This is a genomic window from Pseudomonas sp. NY15364 (assembly GCF_048068235.1).
Classification (GTDB): Bacteria; Pseudomonadota; Gammaproteobacteria; order Pseudomonadales; family Pseudomonadaceae; genus Aquipseudomonas; species Aquipseudomonas mendocina_D.
Window position 1 is genome coordinate 56207 of the sequence record NZ_JBLUPX010000013.1, and the last position, 17453, is coordinate 73659.

General features: G+C 64.5%; 15 protein-coding genes and 1 pseudogene. 9 read left to right on the forward strand and 7 right to left on the reverse strand.

Going from position 1 to position 17453, the window contains the following annotated elements; genetic code table 11:
- Nucleotides 1–125: 125 nt before the first annotated feature.
- The gene (gene ada, locus ACNFCJ_RS13070) at nucleotides 126–1148 is read left to right on the forward strand and encodes a bifunctional DNA-binding transcriptional regulator/O6-methylguanine-DNA methyltransferase Ada (RefSeq protein ID WP_416771826.1); all 1023 of its coding nucleotides are present in this window, start codon (nucleotides 126–128) and stop codon (nucleotides 1146–1148) included.
- An 82-nt stretch (nucleotides 1149–1230) separates the two neighbouring features.
- Here ada and ACNFCJ_RS13075 read toward each other — a convergent pair whose 3' ends face one another.
- Nucleotides 1231–1782: a DJ-1 family glyoxalase III gene (locus tag ACNFCJ_RS13075; RefSeq protein WP_416771744.1), complete on the reverse strand. Its 552-nt coding sequence runs from the start codon at nucleotides 1780–1782 to the stop codon at nucleotides 1231–1233.
- Nucleotides 1783–1981: 199 nt separating this feature from the next.
- Here ACNFCJ_RS13075 and ACNFCJ_RS13080 point away from each other — a divergent pair, with 199 nt between their 5' ends.
- Together ACNFCJ_RS13080 and trmA are read left to right on the forward strand one after the other, a co-directional pair.
- Nucleotides 1982–3274 (forward strand): NCS2 family permease, encoded by a 1293-nt coding sequence (locus ACNFCJ_RS13080; RefSeq protein WP_416771746.1) that lies wholly within the window; start codon nucleotides 1982–1984, stop codon nucleotides 3272–3274.
- Nucleotides 3275–3521: 247 nt separating this feature from the next.
- Nucleotides 3522–4610: a tRNA (uridine(54)-C5)-methyltransferase TrmA gene (gene trmA, locus ACNFCJ_RS13085; RefSeq protein ID WP_416771747.1), complete on the forward strand. Its 1089-nt coding sequence runs from the start codon at nucleotides 3522–3524 to the stop codon at nucleotides 4608–4610.
- 24 nt (nucleotides 4611–4634) lie between these two features.
- Here trmA and ACNFCJ_RS13090 read toward each other — a convergent pair whose 3' ends face one another.
- Nucleotides 4635–5018 carry a DUF4345 family protein gene (locus ACNFCJ_RS13090; RefSeq protein WP_416771748.1) on the reverse strand — a complete coding sequence of 128 codons (384 nt, stop codon included), beginning with the start codon at nucleotides 5016–5018 and terminating at the stop codon, nucleotides 4635–4637.
- Between the two features lie 130 nt (nucleotides 5019–5148).
- Between ACNFCJ_RS13090 and ACNFCJ_RS13095 the strand changes: the two genes are divergently transcribed.
- Together ACNFCJ_RS13095 and ACNFCJ_RS13100 are read left to right on the forward strand one after the other, a co-directional pair.
- Nucleotides 5149–5583 (forward strand): DUF411 domain-containing protein, encoded by a 435-nt coding sequence (locus tag ACNFCJ_RS13095; RefSeq protein WP_416771749.1) that lies wholly within the window; start codon nucleotides 5149–5151, stop codon nucleotides 5581–5583.
- Nucleotides 5584–5635: 52 nt separating this feature from the next.
- Nucleotides 5636–6496, forward strand: a complete 861-nt coding sequence (locus tag ACNFCJ_RS13100) for a neutral zinc metallopeptidase (RefSeq protein ID WP_416771751.1) — start codon at nucleotides 5636–5638, stop codon at nucleotides 6494–6496.
- A gap of 9 nt (nucleotides 6497–6505) precedes the next feature.
- On the opposite strand, the gene ACNFCJ_RS13105 is transcribed toward ACNFCJ_RS13100, so the two are convergent.
- The 3 genes and pseudogenes from ACNFCJ_RS13105 to ACNFCJ_RS13115 all read right to left on the reverse strand — a co-directional run bounded on the left by ACNFCJ_RS13105 (nucleotide 6506) and on the right by ACNFCJ_RS13115 (nucleotide 12060).
- A complete protein-coding gene (locus ACNFCJ_RS13105) occupies nucleotides 6506–7675 on the reverse strand; it encodes a Bcr/CflA family multidrug efflux MFS transporter (protein WP_416771752.1) in 1170 nt (389 codons plus the stop codon).
- A gap of 90 nt (nucleotides 7676–7765) precedes the next feature.
- On the reverse strand, nucleotides 7766–10903 hold the full coding sequence (locus tag ACNFCJ_RS13110) for an efflux RND transporter permease subunit (protein ID WP_416771754.1): 3138 nt from the start codon (nucleotides 10901–10903) through the stop codon (nucleotides 7766–7768).
- A gap of 5 nt (nucleotides 10904–10908) precedes the next feature.
- A pseudogene (locus ACNFCJ_RS13115) lies at nucleotides 10909–12060 on the reverse strand (efflux RND transporter periplasmic adaptor subunit).
- A 124-nt stretch (nucleotides 12061–12184) separates the two neighbouring features.
- On the opposite strand from ACNFCJ_RS13115, the gene ACNFCJ_RS13120 reads away from it, so the two are divergent.
- Entirely contained in the window at nucleotides 12185–12805 is a 621-nt protein-coding gene (locus tag ACNFCJ_RS13120) for a TetR family transcriptional regulator (RefSeq protein WP_416771756.1), read from the forward strand.
- Between the two features lie 12 nt (nucleotides 12806–12817).
- On the opposite strand, the gene ACNFCJ_RS13125 is transcribed toward ACNFCJ_RS13120, so the two are convergent.
- The gene (locus tag ACNFCJ_RS13125; protein WP_416771758.1) at nucleotides 12818–13015 is read right to left on the reverse strand and encodes a heavy-metal-associated domain-containing protein; all 198 of its coding nucleotides are present in this window, start codon (nucleotides 13013–13015) and stop codon (nucleotides 12818–12820) included.
- Between the two features lie 112 nt (nucleotides 13016–13127).
- Here ACNFCJ_RS13125 and ACNFCJ_RS13130 point away from each other — a divergent pair, with 112 nt between their 5' ends.
- The 3 genes from ACNFCJ_RS13130 to cueR all read left to right on the forward strand — a co-directional run bounded on the left by ACNFCJ_RS13130 (nucleotide 13128) and on the right by cueR (nucleotide 16382).
- The gene (locus ACNFCJ_RS13130) at nucleotides 13128–13520 is read left to right on the forward strand and encodes a hypothetical protein (RefSeq protein WP_416771760.1); all 393 of its coding nucleotides are present in this window, start codon (nucleotides 13128–13130) and stop codon (nucleotides 13518–13520) included.
- Nucleotides 13521–13584: 64 nt separating this feature from the next.
- Nucleotides 13585–15954, forward strand: a complete 2370-nt coding sequence (locus ACNFCJ_RS13135; protein WP_416771761.1) for a heavy metal translocating P-type ATPase — start codon at nucleotides 13585–13587, stop codon at nucleotides 15952–15954.
- Nucleotides 15951–16382, forward strand: coding sequence for a Cu(I)-responsive transcriptional regulator (gene cueR / locus ACNFCJ_RS13140; protein WP_179575580.1), 432 nt, complete (start codon nucleotides 15951–15953; stop codon nucleotides 16380–16382). Before ACNFCJ_RS13135 ends, cueR begins: the two co-directional genes overlap by 4 nt.
- A 152-nt stretch (nucleotides 16383–16534) precedes the next feature.
- On the opposite strand, the gene ACNFCJ_RS13145 is transcribed toward cueR, so the two are convergent.
- Nucleotides 16535–17422, reverse strand: coding sequence for a PA4780 family RIO1-like protein kinase (locus tag ACNFCJ_RS13145; RefSeq protein ID WP_074857790.1), 888 nt, complete (start codon nucleotides 17420–17422; stop codon nucleotides 16535–16537).
- Nucleotides 17423–17453 lie beyond the last annotated feature (31 nt).

A 17453-nucleotide genomic window follows, 5' to 3' on the forward strand; every position in this document is an offset into this window, starting at 1 on the left:
CTGTATTTGCGCTCAGGCCGACATACAAATGACCTCGGCAGCGGTTTGAAAGTGCAATGCGGATTGGCAGCGCAACCCGAGCAGCCGACAATCGTCAGCAAAACCGTGACCAGAAGGGCTGCGCCATGCTCGACCCGGAACGCTGTTGGCAGGCCGTTTGCGAACGTGATGGGGCGTTCGACGGACGCTTCGTTTTCACCGTACGCAGCACCGGCATCTATTGTCGGCCGAACTGCCCTGCGCGGCGGCCACGGCGCGACAATGTCAGATTCCATGTCGATGCAGCCAGTGCCGAGGCCGCTGGCTTTCGCCCGTGCAAGCGCTGCTCGCCACAGGGGCAAAGCCCGGCGCAGCAGCTCGACGCACTGGTTGCGGCCGCCTGTGAGCTTCTGCGCGGTGAACAGCGCCTGACGCTGCCGCAACTGGCAGCGCGCATTGGCTTGTCGCCGTCACACCTGGCCCGTGCGTTCAAGGCGCGTACCGGGATGACGCCCAATGCCTGGGCGGCGGCGCAACGCCGCCAGCGCCTGGACGCCGAGTTGCCACAGGCAGATAACGTGCTCGAGGCGGCCCTGGCCGCGGGCTATTCCGGCACCCGCGCGCTGTATGAAAAGCCCCAGGCCATGAGCCCGGCGCAGCGCCGCCTTCGCGGTGCAGGCGAACGACTGCACTACAGCATTGCCCCCAGCCCACTCGGCCAGGTGCTGCTGGCAACCAGTGACAAGGGCGTTTGTGCATTGCTGTTCGGCGACGAGCCGACTGCCTTGCGTGACGAGTTGCAACAACGCTTCGCCGCCGCCCAGCTAGAAGAAGATGAACAAGGTCTGCGCAACTGGCTGCAGCAAGTGTTGGCGCAATTACAGGAGCCGGAGCGCGCCGCCCATCTGCCCCTGGATATTCGCGGCACGGCCTTTCAGCAACGCGTCTGGCAGGCGCTGCAGCATATTCCCAGCGGCGAAACCCGCAGCTACGCCGACCTAGCCGGACAGCTGCACAGTCACCCAAGGGCGATTGCCCGCGCCTGTGCCAGCAACGCCATCGGTCTGTTGCTACCCTGCCATCGTGTCGTGGCCAGCGATGGCAGCCTCAGCGGCTATCGCTGGGGGTTGCAGCGCAAACAGCGGTTGCTGGAGCAGGAGCAGTCGTAGCGCTGTCGGTGCGCGCGGCGCACCCTACGCTTTGCTGCGCTGCGCGCTGACACCCGTAGCGCACCAGCCCTCTCACCGGCCTCTAGGCCAGCATCGCCTTGGCTACCTCGCTGCGTGTGCCGCGCCCGACCAGTTGCTCCACCAGGGTCAGGGCAAAGGCCAACGCCGTTCCCGGGCCCTGGCTGGTAATGCAGTTGCCATCGACCACCACCGCCTCGTCGACGAAGGTGCAGCCACTCAGCCGATCACTGAACGCCGGATAGCAGGTCATCCGTCGCTGCCTGAGCACCCCGTACTGCTGCAGGGCCAATGCAGGCGCGGCGCAGATCGCGGCAAACAGCTCGCCCGCCTTGGCCTGCTTGCGCACACGTTCGGCCAACGGCTCGAACTCGGCCAGGCGCTGCGCACCAGGCATCCCGCCGGGCAGGACGATCAGGTCGAAATCCTGTGCCAGCACGTCCACCAGCATGGCATCAGCGGTCAGCCGGGTACCACGGGCGCAGGTGATCATCCTGCGCTCTTCGATACTCGCCACCAGTACCTCGACATCGGCGCGGCGCAGCACATCGATCAGGGTCACACATTCGAGATCTTCGACACCATCAGCGACTGTAATCAGTGCTCGCTTGCTCATTTCACTACTCCTTCAGACAGAAAATGAAACTGTCCATCTGGTCATAAAAGGACACGACAGACCTTGAATTCACCCGGCAAAACCTTGCTGTTATGATGCGCGGCTTTTGCGAAATCGAGCAATTTTCCGGCCTGCATGGACGGATGTGCTTTGCTTTGTGCAGATCAATTCAGGCGCGCTTGCGCCTCGGGGAGCAACCATGCTGGAAAGACTGTTCCAACTCAAAGCCCACAACACCACGGTGCGCACCGAGGTACTGGCCGGGATCACCACCTTCCTGACCATGGCCTACATTCTCTTCGTCAATCCGGAAATGCTCGCCAAGACCGGCATGGACCACGGTGCGGTATTCGTCGCCACCTGTCTGGCTGGCGCCATCGGCTCGCTGATCATGGGCCTGCTGGCCAACTACCCGATCGCCCTGGCGCCCGGCATGGGCCTCAACGCCTTCTTCACCTACACCGTGGTGATGACCATGGGCTACAGCTGGCAGACCGCTCTGGGCGCGGTGTTCCTCTCCGGCGCAATCTTCTTTCTGCTGTCGATCTTCAAGATCCGCGAGTGGATCATCAACAGCATCCCGCTGGCGCTACGCGCCGGTATCGCCGCCGGTATCGGCCTGTTCCTGGCGATCATCGCACTTAAGAACGCGGGCATCGTGGTCGATCACCCGGCCACCCTGGTCGGCCTCGGCGACATGAGCAAGGGCGGCGCGCTGCTGGCCTGCCTGGGCTTCTTCGTCATCGCCGCACTGGCCTATCGCAAGGTCACCGGCGCAGTGATGATCGGCATCCTATTGGTCACCGGCCTGTCCATTGCCCTCGGCCTGTCCGAGCTGCAGGGCGTGATGTCGATGCCACCGTCGCTGATGCCGACCCTGTTGCAGTTGGATATTGCCGGTGCGCTGGATATCGGCCTGATCAGCGTGATCTTCGCCTTCCTGTTCGTCGACCTGTTCGACACCTCCGGCACCCTGGTCGGCGTAGCGCAAAAAGCCGACCTGCTGGACAAGGACGGCAAGATGCCGCGCCTCGGCCGCGCCCTGCTGGCCGACAGCACCGCGACCATGGCCGGCGCCGCGCTGGGCACCAGCACCACCACCAGCTACATCGAATCCGCTGCCGGCATCAGTGCCGGTGGGCGTACCGGCCTGACTGCCTGCGTGGTCGCCGCACTGTTCCTCCTGGCCCTGTTCTTCGCCCCGCTGGCTGGCGCCGTTCCGGCCTATGCCACCGCGCCTGCGCTGCTGTTCGTCGCCGTACTGATGATGAGCAGCCTGGCGCAGATCGACTGGGACGACCTGACTGTCGCCGCCCCGGTGGTGGTCGCCGCCCTGGCCATGCCGCTGACCTTCTCCATCGCCAACGGCATCGCGTTCGGTTTCATCGCCTGGACCGCGGTCAAGGTACTGGCCGGCCGCTGGCGCGAACTGAACCCGGCGATGTGGGTGCTCTCGGCCCTGTTCGTGGTCAAGCTGGCCTACTTCGCCTGATCAGCCGATAACGGCGTACTGCTTCGCGAGTACGCCCTACGCCGCCCCCGGACAACCTGCGTAGGGTGGGCCGGGCGACGTTCCGCTTCAGCCTACCATCGGCCTCGTCATGATCGTTCCCACGCTCCACGTGGGAACGCCTCCTCGGGACGCTCCGCGTCCAGCGCCACCAATGATCGACGACAACGGCACATCGGCAACGGAGTCGCTACAATGGCGCCCCGTTTTCCTGCCCCATGAGTGACCGATGAGCCGCCCCGCATTCGACCCCGCCACCTACGACGCCCAACTCGCCGAGAAGAAGGCCCGCCTGGTCGAACTGCTGGCGCCCTTCGCCGCCCCGGAGCCTGCAGTGTTCGACTCACCGCGCGAGCACTACCGCATGCGCGCCGAGTTCCGCCTGTGGCGTGAAGACGGCCAGCGCCACTACGCGATGTTCGCGCCGGGCGACAAGCATACGCCGATTCTGCTCGACAACTTCCCCATTGCCAGCCTGCGCATCAACGAGTTGATGCCGCGCCTGCGCGCTGCCTGGCAGGCCAGCGAAGCCTTGTCGTTCAAACTGTTCCAGGTGGAATTTCTCACCACCCTGGCCGGTGATGCACTGATCACCCTGGCCTACCACCGCCCGCTGGACGACGTCTGGCAAGCTGAGGCGGAAAAGCTGGCCGCCGCGCTGAACGTCAGCCTGGTCGGCCGCTCCCGCGGTCAGCGCCTGGTGATCGGTCGCGACTATGTGGAAGAAGAACTGACCGTAGCCGGGCGCAGCTTCCGTTATCGCCAACCGGAAGGCGCCTTCACCCAGCCCAACGGCAAGGTCTGCGAGAAGATGCTGAACTGGGCCCATGACGCCCTCGGCCAGCGCGACGACGACCTGCTGGAGTTGTACTGCGGCAACGGCAACTTCACCCTGCCGCTGGCCACCCGCGTGCGCAAGGCCCTGGCGACCGAGATCAGCAAGACCTCGGTGAACGCCGCCCTGGCCAACCTGGCTGACAACGGCGTGAACAACGTCGAGCTGGTGCGCCTGTCCGCCGAGGAGCTGACCCAGGCGCTGAACGAGGTGCGTCCATTCCGCCGCCTGGCCGGTATCGATCTCAAGAGCTATGAGTTCGGCAGCGTCTTCGTCGACCCGCCGCGCGCCGGCATGGACCCGGACACCTGTGAGCTGACCCGCCGCTTCGAGCGCATTCTGTACATCTCCTGCAACCCGGAGACCCTGGCCGCCAACATCGCCCAGTTGAGCGACACCCACAAGGTGACGCGCAGCGCACTGTTCGACCAGTTTCCCTACACCCACCACATGGAAGCGGGTGTGCTGCTGGAGCGGCGCTGAGTCGTTTTTCGCCCTTGTCCCGGCTCAGCGAGACAAGCCGCGCAACGCCCACCAGGCCAGCGCGGCCGATGCCACTTCAAGCAGCAGCGCGTATAGGTTGAAGGTCTGCTGTGCGCCGCCATCCAGCCACAGCCCGGCAATGCGCGCCAACGCCAGCGAGCTGTACAGCAGTACCAGCAGAAGCAGCGCCGGGCGCAGCAAATCCATACGCAGCAGCGCCATCGCCAGGTAAGCCGCCAGCCCCAATTGCAGGCCGCCGTAATAGGCACGCACTTCAGTCGCGGCGGCGCTGCCCATCAGCAATGCGCCACTGAAGCTGGCCATTTCCTCGGGACGAATGAAGTAGGCCAGCCCCAACACGAGCAGGGCAGCGATCTGGATCGACAGGACGATTCGAGCAAACAGCATTGGCAGATTTCCGGGCAAGGAGTGGCTGCCACTAGCATAGGCAGCCACTGGTCGCGACGCATAGTCGCAATGGCTTGGGCAGTCGTCATGCGGGCGCTATGCTGAGCGCTCGATTATCTGGAGCCTTGCCATGCGTCGTTCCTTGCTCGCCCTCTTCCTCGTCTCCGGTCTGGCTCACGCCAGCGAACCCCTGACCATCGATGTTCACCGCGATGCCAATTGTGGCTGCTGCAAGGCGTGGATCAGCCATCTGCAGGACAATGGTTTCACCGTCAACGACCATGTCGAGACCGACATGAGTGCGGTCAAACAGCGCCTTGGCGTTCCGCCGCGCCTGGCGTCCTGCCACACCGGCGTGATCGACGGCAAATTCGTCGAAGGCCACGTACCGGCGGCCGACATTCTCAAGCTGCGTCAGCGTCCCGATCTGGTCGGCGCTGCTGTACCCGGTATGCCCATGGGCTCGCCAGGCATGGAGTACGGCGGTCGTGTCGACGTCTATCAGGTCATCGGCCTGGATCACTCGCGCCAGGATCAACTGCTGAGCGACTACCCCGCCAACTGAGCCGGCACGGACACAACTACACTGCTGCGATAACCAACCAGGGAGTGCAGCCATGCGCTGGCAACGCGGTAGACGCAGTGACAACGTGGTGGATACGCGCGGCCGCTCCGGCCGGCGCCTCGGTGGCGGCCTGAGCCTCGGTGGCGTAGCAGTGATCGTCATCGTCGGCTTGCTGATGGGCCAGGACCCGCTGCAGATCCTCGGCCAGATCGCCGGCCAGGCTACCCAGCCGCAGGTCGCGCAGACACAGAGCGCACCACCGGCCAACGACCAACAGAGCGAGTTCGTCCGCGCCATTCTTGGCGACACCGAAGACACCTGGCGCGAGCTGTTCCAGCAGGCCGGCCAGCAATATCGCGACCCGCAACTGGTGCTGTTCTCCGGCGGCGTCAATTCGGCCTGTGGTTTCGCCAGTTCGGCGGTCGGCCCCTTCTACTGCCCTGGCGATCAGCGCGTGTATCTGGACATGGCGTTCTTTCGCGAGATGGAGCAGCGTTTCTCCGCTGCCGGCGACTTCGCCCAGGCCTACGTGATCGCCCATGAGGTCGGCCACCACGTGCAGACGCTGCTCGGCGTCTCGGCCAAGGTCAATGCGGCGCGCCAACGTGGCGAACGCGTCGAGGGTGATGGCGGTCTGCTGGTGCGCCAGGAACTGCAGGCCGACTGCCTGGCCGGGGTCTGGGCGCATCACGCGCAACGCCGGCATGACTGGCTGGAGGCGGGTGACCTTGAAGAAGCACTGAACGCCGCCAGCGCCATCGGTGATGACCGTCTGCAAAAACAGGCGCGCGGCCAAGTAGTGCCGGACGCCTTCACCCATGGCACCTCAGAGCAGCGCGTGCGCTGGTTCAGCAGCGGTTTTGAAAGCGGTCAGCCAGGGCGTTGCGACACCTTCAAGGCGGCGCGCCTATAACACATCGGCTCACACCACGAAGCGCTTGCTCCACCAGGCAAAGCCGCAGGCGGCAGCGCCGCACAGGGCGATCACCAGCGCCATGGGCATGGCCGAGCCATCATGCAGGAAGGCCACCAAAGCCGAAGCGCTGGCTGCCACACTGAACTGCATGCTGCCCAGCAACCCGGATGCGCTGCCGGCATGACGGCCCTGCCCAGCCATGGCGCAAGCCGTGGCATTGGGCAACACGCAGCCGAGGCTGGCCACGCAAATGAACAGCGGAATCATCAGCGGCCACAGCTGCGCCGGTTGCCACAACGCCAGCACCAGCAGACACAGGCCACTGGCCAGGTACACCAGCACCATGCGCCGCAGCCACAGCGCCGGGCCACCACTGCGCACCAGACGCGCATTGACCTGCGCCATGATCACGAAGCCCGCTGCGTTGCTGCCGAACAGCCAGCCATAGTGCTCCGGCGGCACACCGTACAGCTCGATGAACACGAAGGGCGAGCCGGCGATGTAGGCGAACATGCCCGCCATCGCCACACCGCCGGCCAGGCTGTAACCCATGAACGGTGCATTGCCCAACAGCGCGCGGTACTGGCCGAAGGCACCATTCAGCGGGGCCGGTGGCAGATGCTGTGGGCGCGTCTCCGGCAACCACAACAGCACGGCCAGCAGGCACAACCCGGCAAAGATTGCCAGACTGTGGAAAATCGACGGCCAGCCCAGGGTATTGAGCAGCAGTCCGCCCCCCAGGGGCGCGAGAATCGGCGCCAGCCCCATCACCAGCACCAGTTGCGAGAACACCTTGGCCGAGGCCAGTGGGTCGCACAGATCGCGCACTACCGCGCGGGTGATGACCATGCCGGCGCAACCACCGAGGGCCTGCACGAAACGCGCGACCACCAACCATTCCAGACTGGGAGCCAGGGCGCAGGCCAGCGATGCCAGGGTGAACAGGGTCACCCCGACCAGCAGCGGCACGCGGCGCCCGAAACGATCCGCCAGTGGCCCGTAGAACAGTTGGCCGATGGCGATGCCGACGAAATAGGCCGCCAGCGACAGCTGAATATGCTCGACGTCGGTGCCGAACTGCTGCGCCAGGGTAGGGAAACTCGGCAGGTAGAAATCGATGGCCAGAGGGCCGAAAGCGCTGAGCGCGCCCAGAATCAGGAGGGTTCGCAGGTTCATGAATGATCCGGAGAATTATTAGCCGGCTAATCATCTCACCGACCGGGCAGCTTGCGAAAGCGCGGGCCGCCGAAGGACGGCCCGGATGACTCAATGTGGTTGTTCTTCCTCCCTGGCCTTGCCGCGCCGGCTCACCCGTTGCGCTGCCGTTTCCACCAGCAGATAGAACATCGGGATAACGAACGTGGCCAACAAGGTCGCCGCGAGCATGCCGCCGATCACCCCGGTGCCGATGGAATGGCGACTGGCCGATCCCGCACCGGAGCTGATGGCCAGCGGTACACAGCCGAGAATGAACGCCAGCGAAGTCATCACGATGGGACGGAAACGCAGCTTGGCCGCCTCCAGCGCCGATTCGAAGATGCTCTTGCCCTCGGCACGCAGCAACACGGCGAACTCGACGATAAGGATGGCGTTCTTCGCTGCCAGACCGATCAGGGTGACCAGGCCGACCTGGAAGTACACGTCGTTCTGAATGCCGCGCAGCCACACCGCGAGAATCGCGCCGAACACGGCGAACGGCACGGCGGTGACCACTGCCAACGGCAGCGTCCAGCGCTCGTACTGCGCGGCGAGAATCAGGAACACCAGAATCAGGCCGAAGACGAAGGCCTGAGTGCCCGAACCCTGAGTCGCCAGCTCTTGATACGCAGAGCCGATCCAGCCGAGGCTGTAGTCCTCGCCCAATACCTCATCGGCCACTTCCTGCATCGCCGCCAGTGCCTGCCCGGAGCTGTAGCCTGGCGCCGGGCCACCAAGCACCTTGGCCGATGGATAGACCTTGAAACGGTCGTAGGAATCCGGCCCGAGGATGCGCCGCACCCGCAGCAGGGTCGATAGCGGCACCAGATCGCCACTGCTGGAACGCACGTAGACCTGGCCGAGGTCTTCCGGCTTGCGGCGGAACTCCGACTCGGACTGCAGGCTGACCTGCCAGGTACGCCCGTAGAGCGTGAAGTCGTTGACGTAGTAACTGCCGAAGGTCGCCTGCATCGCGGTGAACACATCGCTGACGCTGACGCCCAGTGCCCGCGTCTTGGTGCGATCCAGGTCAATGTAGTACTGCGGCACGTTGGCGCTGAAGGTGCTCTGGATGCCGGCCAGCTCCGGCCGCTTGCTAGCCGCCGCGACGAAGGCCTGGACCTTCTCGCCAAGCTGCTCGACGCTGCCGCCGGAGCGGTCCTGAATGAAGGACTCGAAGCCACCGGTGGTGCTCATGCCGGTAATCGGCGGTGGATTGAACGACAATACCAGGCCATCCTTCTGCGCAGCGCCCATACCCATGAACTCGCGCGTCAGATTGCGTGCATCGAGCTCGGCAGTGGTGCGCTCACTCCAGTCCTTGAGCGGCACGAAAGACACCCCGGCGTTGCTGCGCACGCCGAAGGTGAGCACATCGAAACCGGCGAAGGTCACCACATCCGCCACTGCCGGATGTTCCATCAATTGCTGGCTCACCGCCCCACTCAGCGCCTCGGTGCGATTGAGCGAAGCGGCCGGCGGCAGGTAGTAGGCGTTGATCACATAGCCCTGATCCTCATCGGGCACCAGTGAGCCAGGCACCCGTGAGAACAACAGCATGATCAGCGCGATCATGCCGCCGAACAGCAGCAGGCCGACCAGCGAACGCTTGAGGAAGAAACGCACGCCGGCGCCGTAGCCTGCGGTGGCCTTGTCGAAGAAGCGGTTGAAGGCACGAAAAGGCGCCGCCGGTTCGTGATGGCCTGGCTTGAGCAACAGCGCGCAAAGCGCGGGGGAAAGCGTCAGGGCGACGATGCCGGAAATCACCACCGACACTGCGATGGTGATCGCGAACTGCTTGTACATCTGCCCCGCCAGGCCGCCGAGAAAGCCCACCGGCACGAACACCGCGCACAGCACCAGAACGATAGCAATGATCGGCCCGGTCACCTCCTCCATCGCCTTGATCGAGGCAGCTCGCGCATTCAGCCCCTGGGTACGCATCACCCGCTCGACGTTCTCGATCACCACGATGGCATCGTCCACCACGATGCCGATGGCCAGCACCATGCCGAACAACGTCAGCAGGTTGATGGAGAAGCCCAGCAGGTACATGCCGGCAAAGGTGCCGACCAGCGATACCGGAATCGCCAGCACCGGAATCAGCGTGGCGCGCCAGTTCTGCAGGAAGATGAACACCACCAACACCACCAGCACCAGCGCCTCGAAGAAAGTGTGGATCACCTCAGTGATCGAGACCTGAACGAACTTGGTGGTGTCGTAGGGGATCTTGTAGGCGATGCCCTCGGGGAAGCGCTTGGCCAGACGCTGCATGGTGCGTTCGACCGCTTCGGCGGTGTCCAGGGCGTTGGCGCCGGGCTGCAGGTAGATGCCGAAAGCGGCGTTCTGCTGGCCATTGAGGGTAGTGACCAGCGAGTAGTCCTGGGCGCCCAGCTCGACCCGCGCCACATCCTTGAGCAGCAGGCTGGCACCGGTATCGTCGGTACGCAGGATGACGCTCTCGAACTCCTTCGGGTCAGTGAAACGCCCTTTCGTGGTGACGGTGTAGGTGAAGTCCTGTGGCTCCTTCAGCGGCTGCTGGCCGAAGCTACCGGCGGCGAACTGCGAGTTCTGCTCGCGAATGGCATTGACCACGTCGGTGGGCGTCAGGTTGTACTGCGCCAGCTTGTCCGGGCGCAGCCAGATGCGCATGGAGTAGTCCTTGGAACCGAACTGGCTGGCATCACCAACGCCCTTGAGACGCTTGAGTTCGTCGATGACGTTGATCAGCGCATAGTTGCTGATGAAGATCGGGTCGCGCGAACCATCCGGCGAATAGAGGGTGATCACCTGGAGGATGTCGGAAGACTTCTTCTCCACCTTCACACCCTGGCGGCGCACTTCTTCCGGCAGCTTGGCCAACGCTGCTTGCACCTTGTTGTTGACGTTGATGGTGGCCTGGTCCGGGTCGGTGCCGACCGCGAAGTACACCGTCAAGCTCATCGCCCCACTGCTGGAGGAGTTGGACAGCTGGTAGATCATGTTCTCGACGCCGTTGATCTCCTGCTCCAGCGGTGCCGCCACGGTTTCGGCGATGACCTGCGAGCTAGCACCGGGGTAAGCGGCGCTGACCGATACCTGCGGCGGCAGGATTTCCGGGTACTGAGCAATGGGCAGCGCGCGCATCGCCGCCAAGCCGGCGAGCACGATGACGATGGAAATGACGGTGGCAAATACCGGGCGGTCGATGAAAAAGCGCGAGATCATGGCCGTTACTCCTGCGCCGGGCTGGCTGGCGTGGCTGCCTTCGCCTCCTCGACCTTGACCGGGCTGTCCGGTCGCACCTTGGCCAGGCCGTCGACGATCACCCGTTCACCATCGCTGACGCCAGCCAGAATCACCCAGCGCCCGCTGGCCGTATCACCGGTGGTGACCTGACGCATGCGCGCGAGGCCTTGCTCGTCCACTACGTAGACGAAGGTCCCGCGCGGGCCCTGAGCGACGGCGCGCTCCGGTACGGTGATGGCGTTGGGACGGGTCAGCCCCTTGACCTGCACACGCACGAACTGCCCGGGCAACAGCTTCTGATCGGGGTTCGGCACCACGCCACGGGCGCTGACGGTGCCGGTACCGCGATCGATCAGGCTGTCGGTGAAGTCCACTTCGCCCGCTGTCGGATAGGCCGAGCCATCACCAAAATGCACTTCCACGCTGAGTTTGCCGCTGGCCGGCAGCGCCAGGCTGCCTTCGGACACTTCACGGCGCAGACGCTCGGCCTCGGCATCCGGGTAAGCGAAGTTGACGAAGATCGGGTCGAGCTGGGTGATCTGCGTCAGCAGGCTGGCACTGGGATCACCGGCGACGATCAGGCTGCCTTCGGAAACGCTTTCCTTGCTGGTGATGCCGGTGATCGGCGCCTTGACCGTGGTGTAGTCGAGGTCAATCTGGCGCGACTGCACCTCGGCCTGGGCCGCCTCGATATTGGCCTTGCTCTGTTCGAAGTTGGAGATGGCGTTGTCCAGTTCACTCTCGCTGGCGAAGCCCTTCTTCTGCAATTCGCGGATGCGTTTGAGGTCACGATCGGTCTGCCGGAAACGCGCCTGCTCCTGCGCCAGCGCGCCCTTGGCACGGGCCAGAGCCGCCTCGTAGGGGCGCGAATCGATGCGAAACAGCACCTAATCCTTCTGCACCCGACTACCCTCCTGGTAGGTGCGCTCCTGCAGAATGCCGCCGACCTGGGCTCGAACCTGCACTTCGCGGTAACCAGCGGTTCGCGCCGGATACTCCAGCACGATAGGTAGTTCGCCGGCCTTGACCTGCTCGACCGTCACCGCCGTCGGTGGCGCCTCGGCGGCCTCGACGCTCGCGGCCAGCAGGACCAGGCTGAAGGGCAGACAGACTCCGACCAGACGAACGAAGGGCATGAGGCATTCCTCTCCTTGGCTAGACACAGGGCAGAAGCAGGACAACCAAGCCCGCCACCAGCAGGCGGGGCAAAATCGGTAAACTCGGCACAATCTGAGCCTAGTTCCAATTAACCGGATCGCCATGCGTAGAACCAAAGAAGATGCGGAGAAAACCCGCTGCGCCATCCTCGCCGCTGCGGAACAGTTGTTCCTCGAGCGCGGGGTCGCCCATACCAGCCTGGAGCATATCGCCCGGCATGCTGGGGTCACGCGCGGCGCGGTTTATTGGCATTTCCAGAACAAGGCGCACCTGTTCCACGAAATGCTCAATCAGGTACGCCTGCCATTGGAGCCACTGGCCGAACAGTTGGCCGCAGTCGACGGCCTGGCGTCGCTGCAGTTACTGCGCGACCTGTGCATAGAAGCCATGGCCAATCTGGTGCTGGATGAGCAACGCCGGTGCATCCTCACCGTGCTGCTGCGCCGCTGCGAGTTCACCGAGGATTTACGCGAAGCCGAAGAGCGCCACGAAGCCTTCGTCAATCAGTTCATCGCCCTGTGCGAACAACAGTTCGCCCTGCCAGAGGTGCAACCGCACCTGCACCCCGGCATCACCCCACGCCTGGCCTCGCGCACGCTGCACGCGCTAATCGTCGGCCTGTTCAGCGATTGGCTGCGCGATCCCAATCTGTTCGACGCCCAGACCGACACGCCAGCGATGATCGACAGCTGCTTTCGCGGCCTGCTGCGGCAGTGGCCATAGCCGATCCGAGTTCTACGCGGGTGCAACCTCGTAACCCTCTTCACGGATGGCGGCCTGGATCTGCGCAGCGTCCAGATTGCCCTGCACTCGTACCAGCCCAGCGGCCAGATCGACTTCGACGCAGGCCGTCTGGTCCAGCGCCTGGATCGCCTGGGTGACGGCGCGCACGCAATGACCGCAGGACATTCCGCTAACCTTGAACTTTTGCATGACTGGCTCCTTGAATCAGTGGTCGATGGGAGTAGTCTCGACCTTGCCACGGTGGCAAGGTCAAGCCCTTGCGTCATGTCATTTGCCGCGTTCCCGTACGAGGGTCATCACCATGCGTCTGCTCTGCTCCGCCCTTGCCCTGCTGCTGGCGCCTCTGACCCAGGCCGAACCACTGACCCCGTTGCCTTCGACCAGCCAGGGCGAAGGTTATGCGGTGCTGATCGTCTCCCGCGAACGCCTTGAAGTGGCCACCACCTGTGAGGTCGCGCTGTACCTGCATGACCAGATGGCCGCCCGCTTGCACCAGGGCCAGTCGGTGTCCTTCAACCTGCCGCCGGGCAAGGTCTCGCTGCGTCTCGGTCTGACCGGCACCGGTTCCTGTCAGGACGGCATCAACCAGCTCGCCGGTCAGTCACTGGAACTGCTGGCCGGCGAAGTGCGCCGCTATCGCATCGCCATGGGCAGCGATGGCCTGCGACTGCATGCCGCGCCAACACTGAACTGAAGGCTTGACCTTGCCATGGGGTCAAGGTTGATCCTGTAGCCATTCAGCTACAGGGAGCCGAACCATGACCACTTTCGACCTGCCGATCCGAGGCATGACCTGCGCCAGTTGCGCTGGTCGTGTCGAGCGCGCGTTACGCAAATTGCCGGAGGTGAGCAGCGCGAGTGTCAACCTGGCCAATGAACAGGCGCGTATCGAAGCGCCAGCCGGCAGCCTGCCGCAACTGATCACCGCCATCGAGGGCGCCGGTTACAGCGTGCCTAGCCAGCCGCTGGAGCTGGGCATCGAGGGTATGACCTGCGCTAGCTGCGTCGGTCGTATCGAGCGCGCCCTGAACAAGTTGCCGGGTGTCAGCCAGGTCGCCGTCAATCTTGCCGATGAAAAGGCGCGCCTGCAGGTGCTCGCCGGTTTCGACCCGCAACAGGCGCTGAAGGCGGTAGCTGCCGCCGGTTATAAAGCCAGCCTGCTCGATGATCGCCCCACCACGGATGATGCCCAGCACCGACTACGCCGTGAACGTCTGACCTTGCTCGCCGCCATCGTCCTAACCCTGCCGCTGGTGCTGCCGATGCTGGTCGAACCCTTCGACCTGCACTGGATGCTGCCAGCCTGGGCGCAGTTCCTTCTGGCCACTCCGGTGCAGGTCATCTTCGGCGCGCGCTTCTATCGCGCAGCCTGGCAGGCGCTGAAGGCTCGCGCCGGCAACATGGACCAACTCGTGGCGATCGGCACCAGCGCCGGTTACGGCCTGAGCCTGTATCAGTGGGCCGTGACGCCGGCCGGGCAAATGCCGCACCTTTACTTCGAAGCCTCGGCGGTGATCATCAGCCTGATCCTGCTCGGCAAGTACCTTGAGAGCCGTGCCAAGCGCCAGACCGCCAGCGCCATTCGCGCGTTGCAGGCACTGCGCCCGGACCACGCGGTGCGCCTTGTGGATGGCCACGAGGAACACGTCGGTATCGACGAGCTGGCGCTGGGCGACCATATCCTGGTCAAGCCGGGCGAGCGCTTCCCGGTCGACGGCCAGGTGCTGGAGGGCCACAGCCATGCGGACGAGGCGCTGATCAGCGGTGAAAGCCTGCCGGTGGCCAAACAGCCGGGCGACAAGGTCACCGCTGGCGCCATCAACGGCGAAGGCCGCCTGCTGGTGGAGACTACCGCCCTGGGTGCAGAGACCGTGCTGTCGCGGATCATCCGTCTGGTAGAAGACGCTCAGGCAGCGAAGGCGCCGATCCAGAAGCTGGTGGACAAGGTCAGTCAGATCTTCGTCCCAACCGTGCTGCTGATCGCCCTTGCCACGCTGCTCGGCTGGCTGGCATTCGGCGCGCCACTGGAAAGCGCCCTGCTCAATGCCGTCGCCGTGCTGGTGATCGCCTGTCCCTGCGCGCTGGGCCTGGCCACGCCGACCGCGATCATGGCCGGCACCGGCGTCGCCGCGCGCCACGGCATCCTGATCAAGGACGCCGAAGCGCTGGAAGTGGCGCATGCCGTGCAGCACATCGCCTTCGACAAGACAGGCACCCTCACCGAAGGCAAGCCACGCATCGTCCATATCGGCCTGGGCGAATCCAACGAGGCAGAACTGCTGCGCCTGGCCGGTAGCCTGCAACAGGGCAGCGAACATCCGCTGGCCAAGGCCGTCTTGCAGCGCTGCGCCGAACAGCATATCGCCCTGCCAGCACTGAGCGACAGCCGCGCGCTGGCCGGTCGTGGGATCGCTGGCAGTATCGAGGGCCGCAGCCTGCAACTGGGCAGCAGCCGCCTGCTGGAGGAAAACCAGTTGCAGGCGGGTGCGCTGGCCGAATCCGCACGCACCTGGGAGGCCGAGGGCCGTACGCTGTCCTGGCTGCTCGAAAGCGGCAACACTCCTCGCCTGCTCGGCCTGCTGGCCTTTGGTGATCAACTCAAGGATGGTGCGGCCGACGCAATCGCCGAACTGCGCGAACAGGGCATCACCAGCCACCTGATCAGTGGCGACAACCCGGGCAGCGTCGCCGCAGTCGCCAGCGTGCTGGGCATCGACCAACCTCATGCACAGGTGCTACCAGCGGACAAGGCGAGGCTGATCGGCGAACTGCGCCAGCACGGCACCGTGGCCATGGTCGGCGACGGCATCAACGACGCCCCAGCACTGGCCGCAGCCGACGTCGGTATCGCCATGGGCGGCGGCACCGATGCGGCCATGCATGCCGCCGGCATCACCCTGATGCGCGGTGACCCACGCCTGGTTCCGGCCGCGCTGGACATCAGCCGGCGCACCTATGCCAAGATCCGCCAGAACCTGTTCTGGGCCTTCATCTACAACCTGATCGGCATCCCGCTGGCCGCCGCCGGCCTGCTCAACCCGATGTTCGCTGGCGCCGCCATGGCGCTGTCCAGCGTCAGCGTGGTGAGCAACGCGTTGCTGCTCAATCGCTGGAGACCGCGAGCATGAACATCGGCCAAGCCGCCAAGCACACAGGCCTCAGCGCCAAGATGATTCGCTACTACGAGTCCATCGACCTGCTGCCCCATGCCGGGCGCTCGGAGAGTGGCTATCGGCAGTACAGCAGCAGCGACCTGCACCGCCTGGCCTTTATCAAGCGGGCGCGGGATCTGGGTTTTTCGCTGGAGGAAGTCGGCAAGCTGCTGGCCCTGTGGCAAGACAAGCAGCGCGCCAGTGCCGATGTGAAGGCACTGGCCGAGGGCCATATCGCCGAACTGGAACGCAAGATTGCCGAGATGAGCGCCTTGCGCGATACGCTGGTGGATCTGGCAAACAGTTGCCAGGGCGATAGCCGGCCGGATTGTCCGATTCTGCAGGGGCTGGAGGAAGGAGTGAGTTGCGGCGCGGCGGGATGTTCGTCGCACCGTCAGCCGTAGGGCGGGTGAAACCCGCCAGACCGACAACGGCGGGTTGCACCCGCCCTACGTCAGTGGCGCGGCCAGTTCTAAAGCCCCTCCCATGGCACCGGGCGCAGCGTGAGGATGTGCGCACGGCGCACCCTGCGGAGCAGAGCCCGGCAAAAGCTTTATCAGCGCATCCAGGGCGGGATCGGCTCGGCGTCCTTGGGTTCGTCTTCGGCGTTGAGCAGGGCCTGCTTCTTCGCTTCCTCGGCCAGTGCGGCCTTGATCTCGCGCATCACCGCGTCGATATCGGCAGCGTCCTCGGGCTCGGCGAATTCGCCGGTCAGCTGCGTATCGGGCAGCAGTTTGCCGGCCTCGTATAGCGCCCACATTTCCTTGGCGTACTTGGTGTATCTCAGCTCGGGAGCGAACTGGCCGAAGTACTCAGCCATGTTGCGCACGTCGCGCTCGAGCATGCTGAAGGCGTGGTTGTTGGCGGCGGCGTCCACGGCCTGCGGCAGATCGATGATCACCGGGCCCTCAGGGCCGAGCAGCACGTTGAATTCCGACAAGTCGCCGTGCACCAGGCCGGCGCAGAGCATCTTGACGATCTCCTGGATCATGAAGGCGTGAAATTCACGCGCATCATCCGGGTGCAGGTCGACGTCATTGAGCCGTGGTGCCACGTCGCCCTCGCCGTCGCCCACCAGTTCCATCAGCAGTACGCCGTCGAGAAAATCGTAAGGCTTGGGCACCCTCACGCCGGCATTGGCCAAACGGAACAACGCGGCGACTTCGGCGTTCTGCCATGCGCTTTCCTGCTCCTTACGACCATATTTGCTGCCCTTGGCCATGGCCCGCGCCTGACGGCTGCCACGCACCTTGCGGCCTTCCTGATACTCGGAAGCCTGGCGAAAGCTACGTTTGTTGGCTTCCTTGTAGACCTTGGCGCAGCGCAGCTCGTCGCCGCAGCGCACCACATAAACCGCTGCTTCCTTGCCGCTCATGAGCGGTCGCAGCACCTCGTCCACCAGGCCGTCTTCGACCAGGGGTTCAATACGTTTGGGCGTCTTCATCGGTGTGGATCACGGGTCCTTTTTGGCCAGA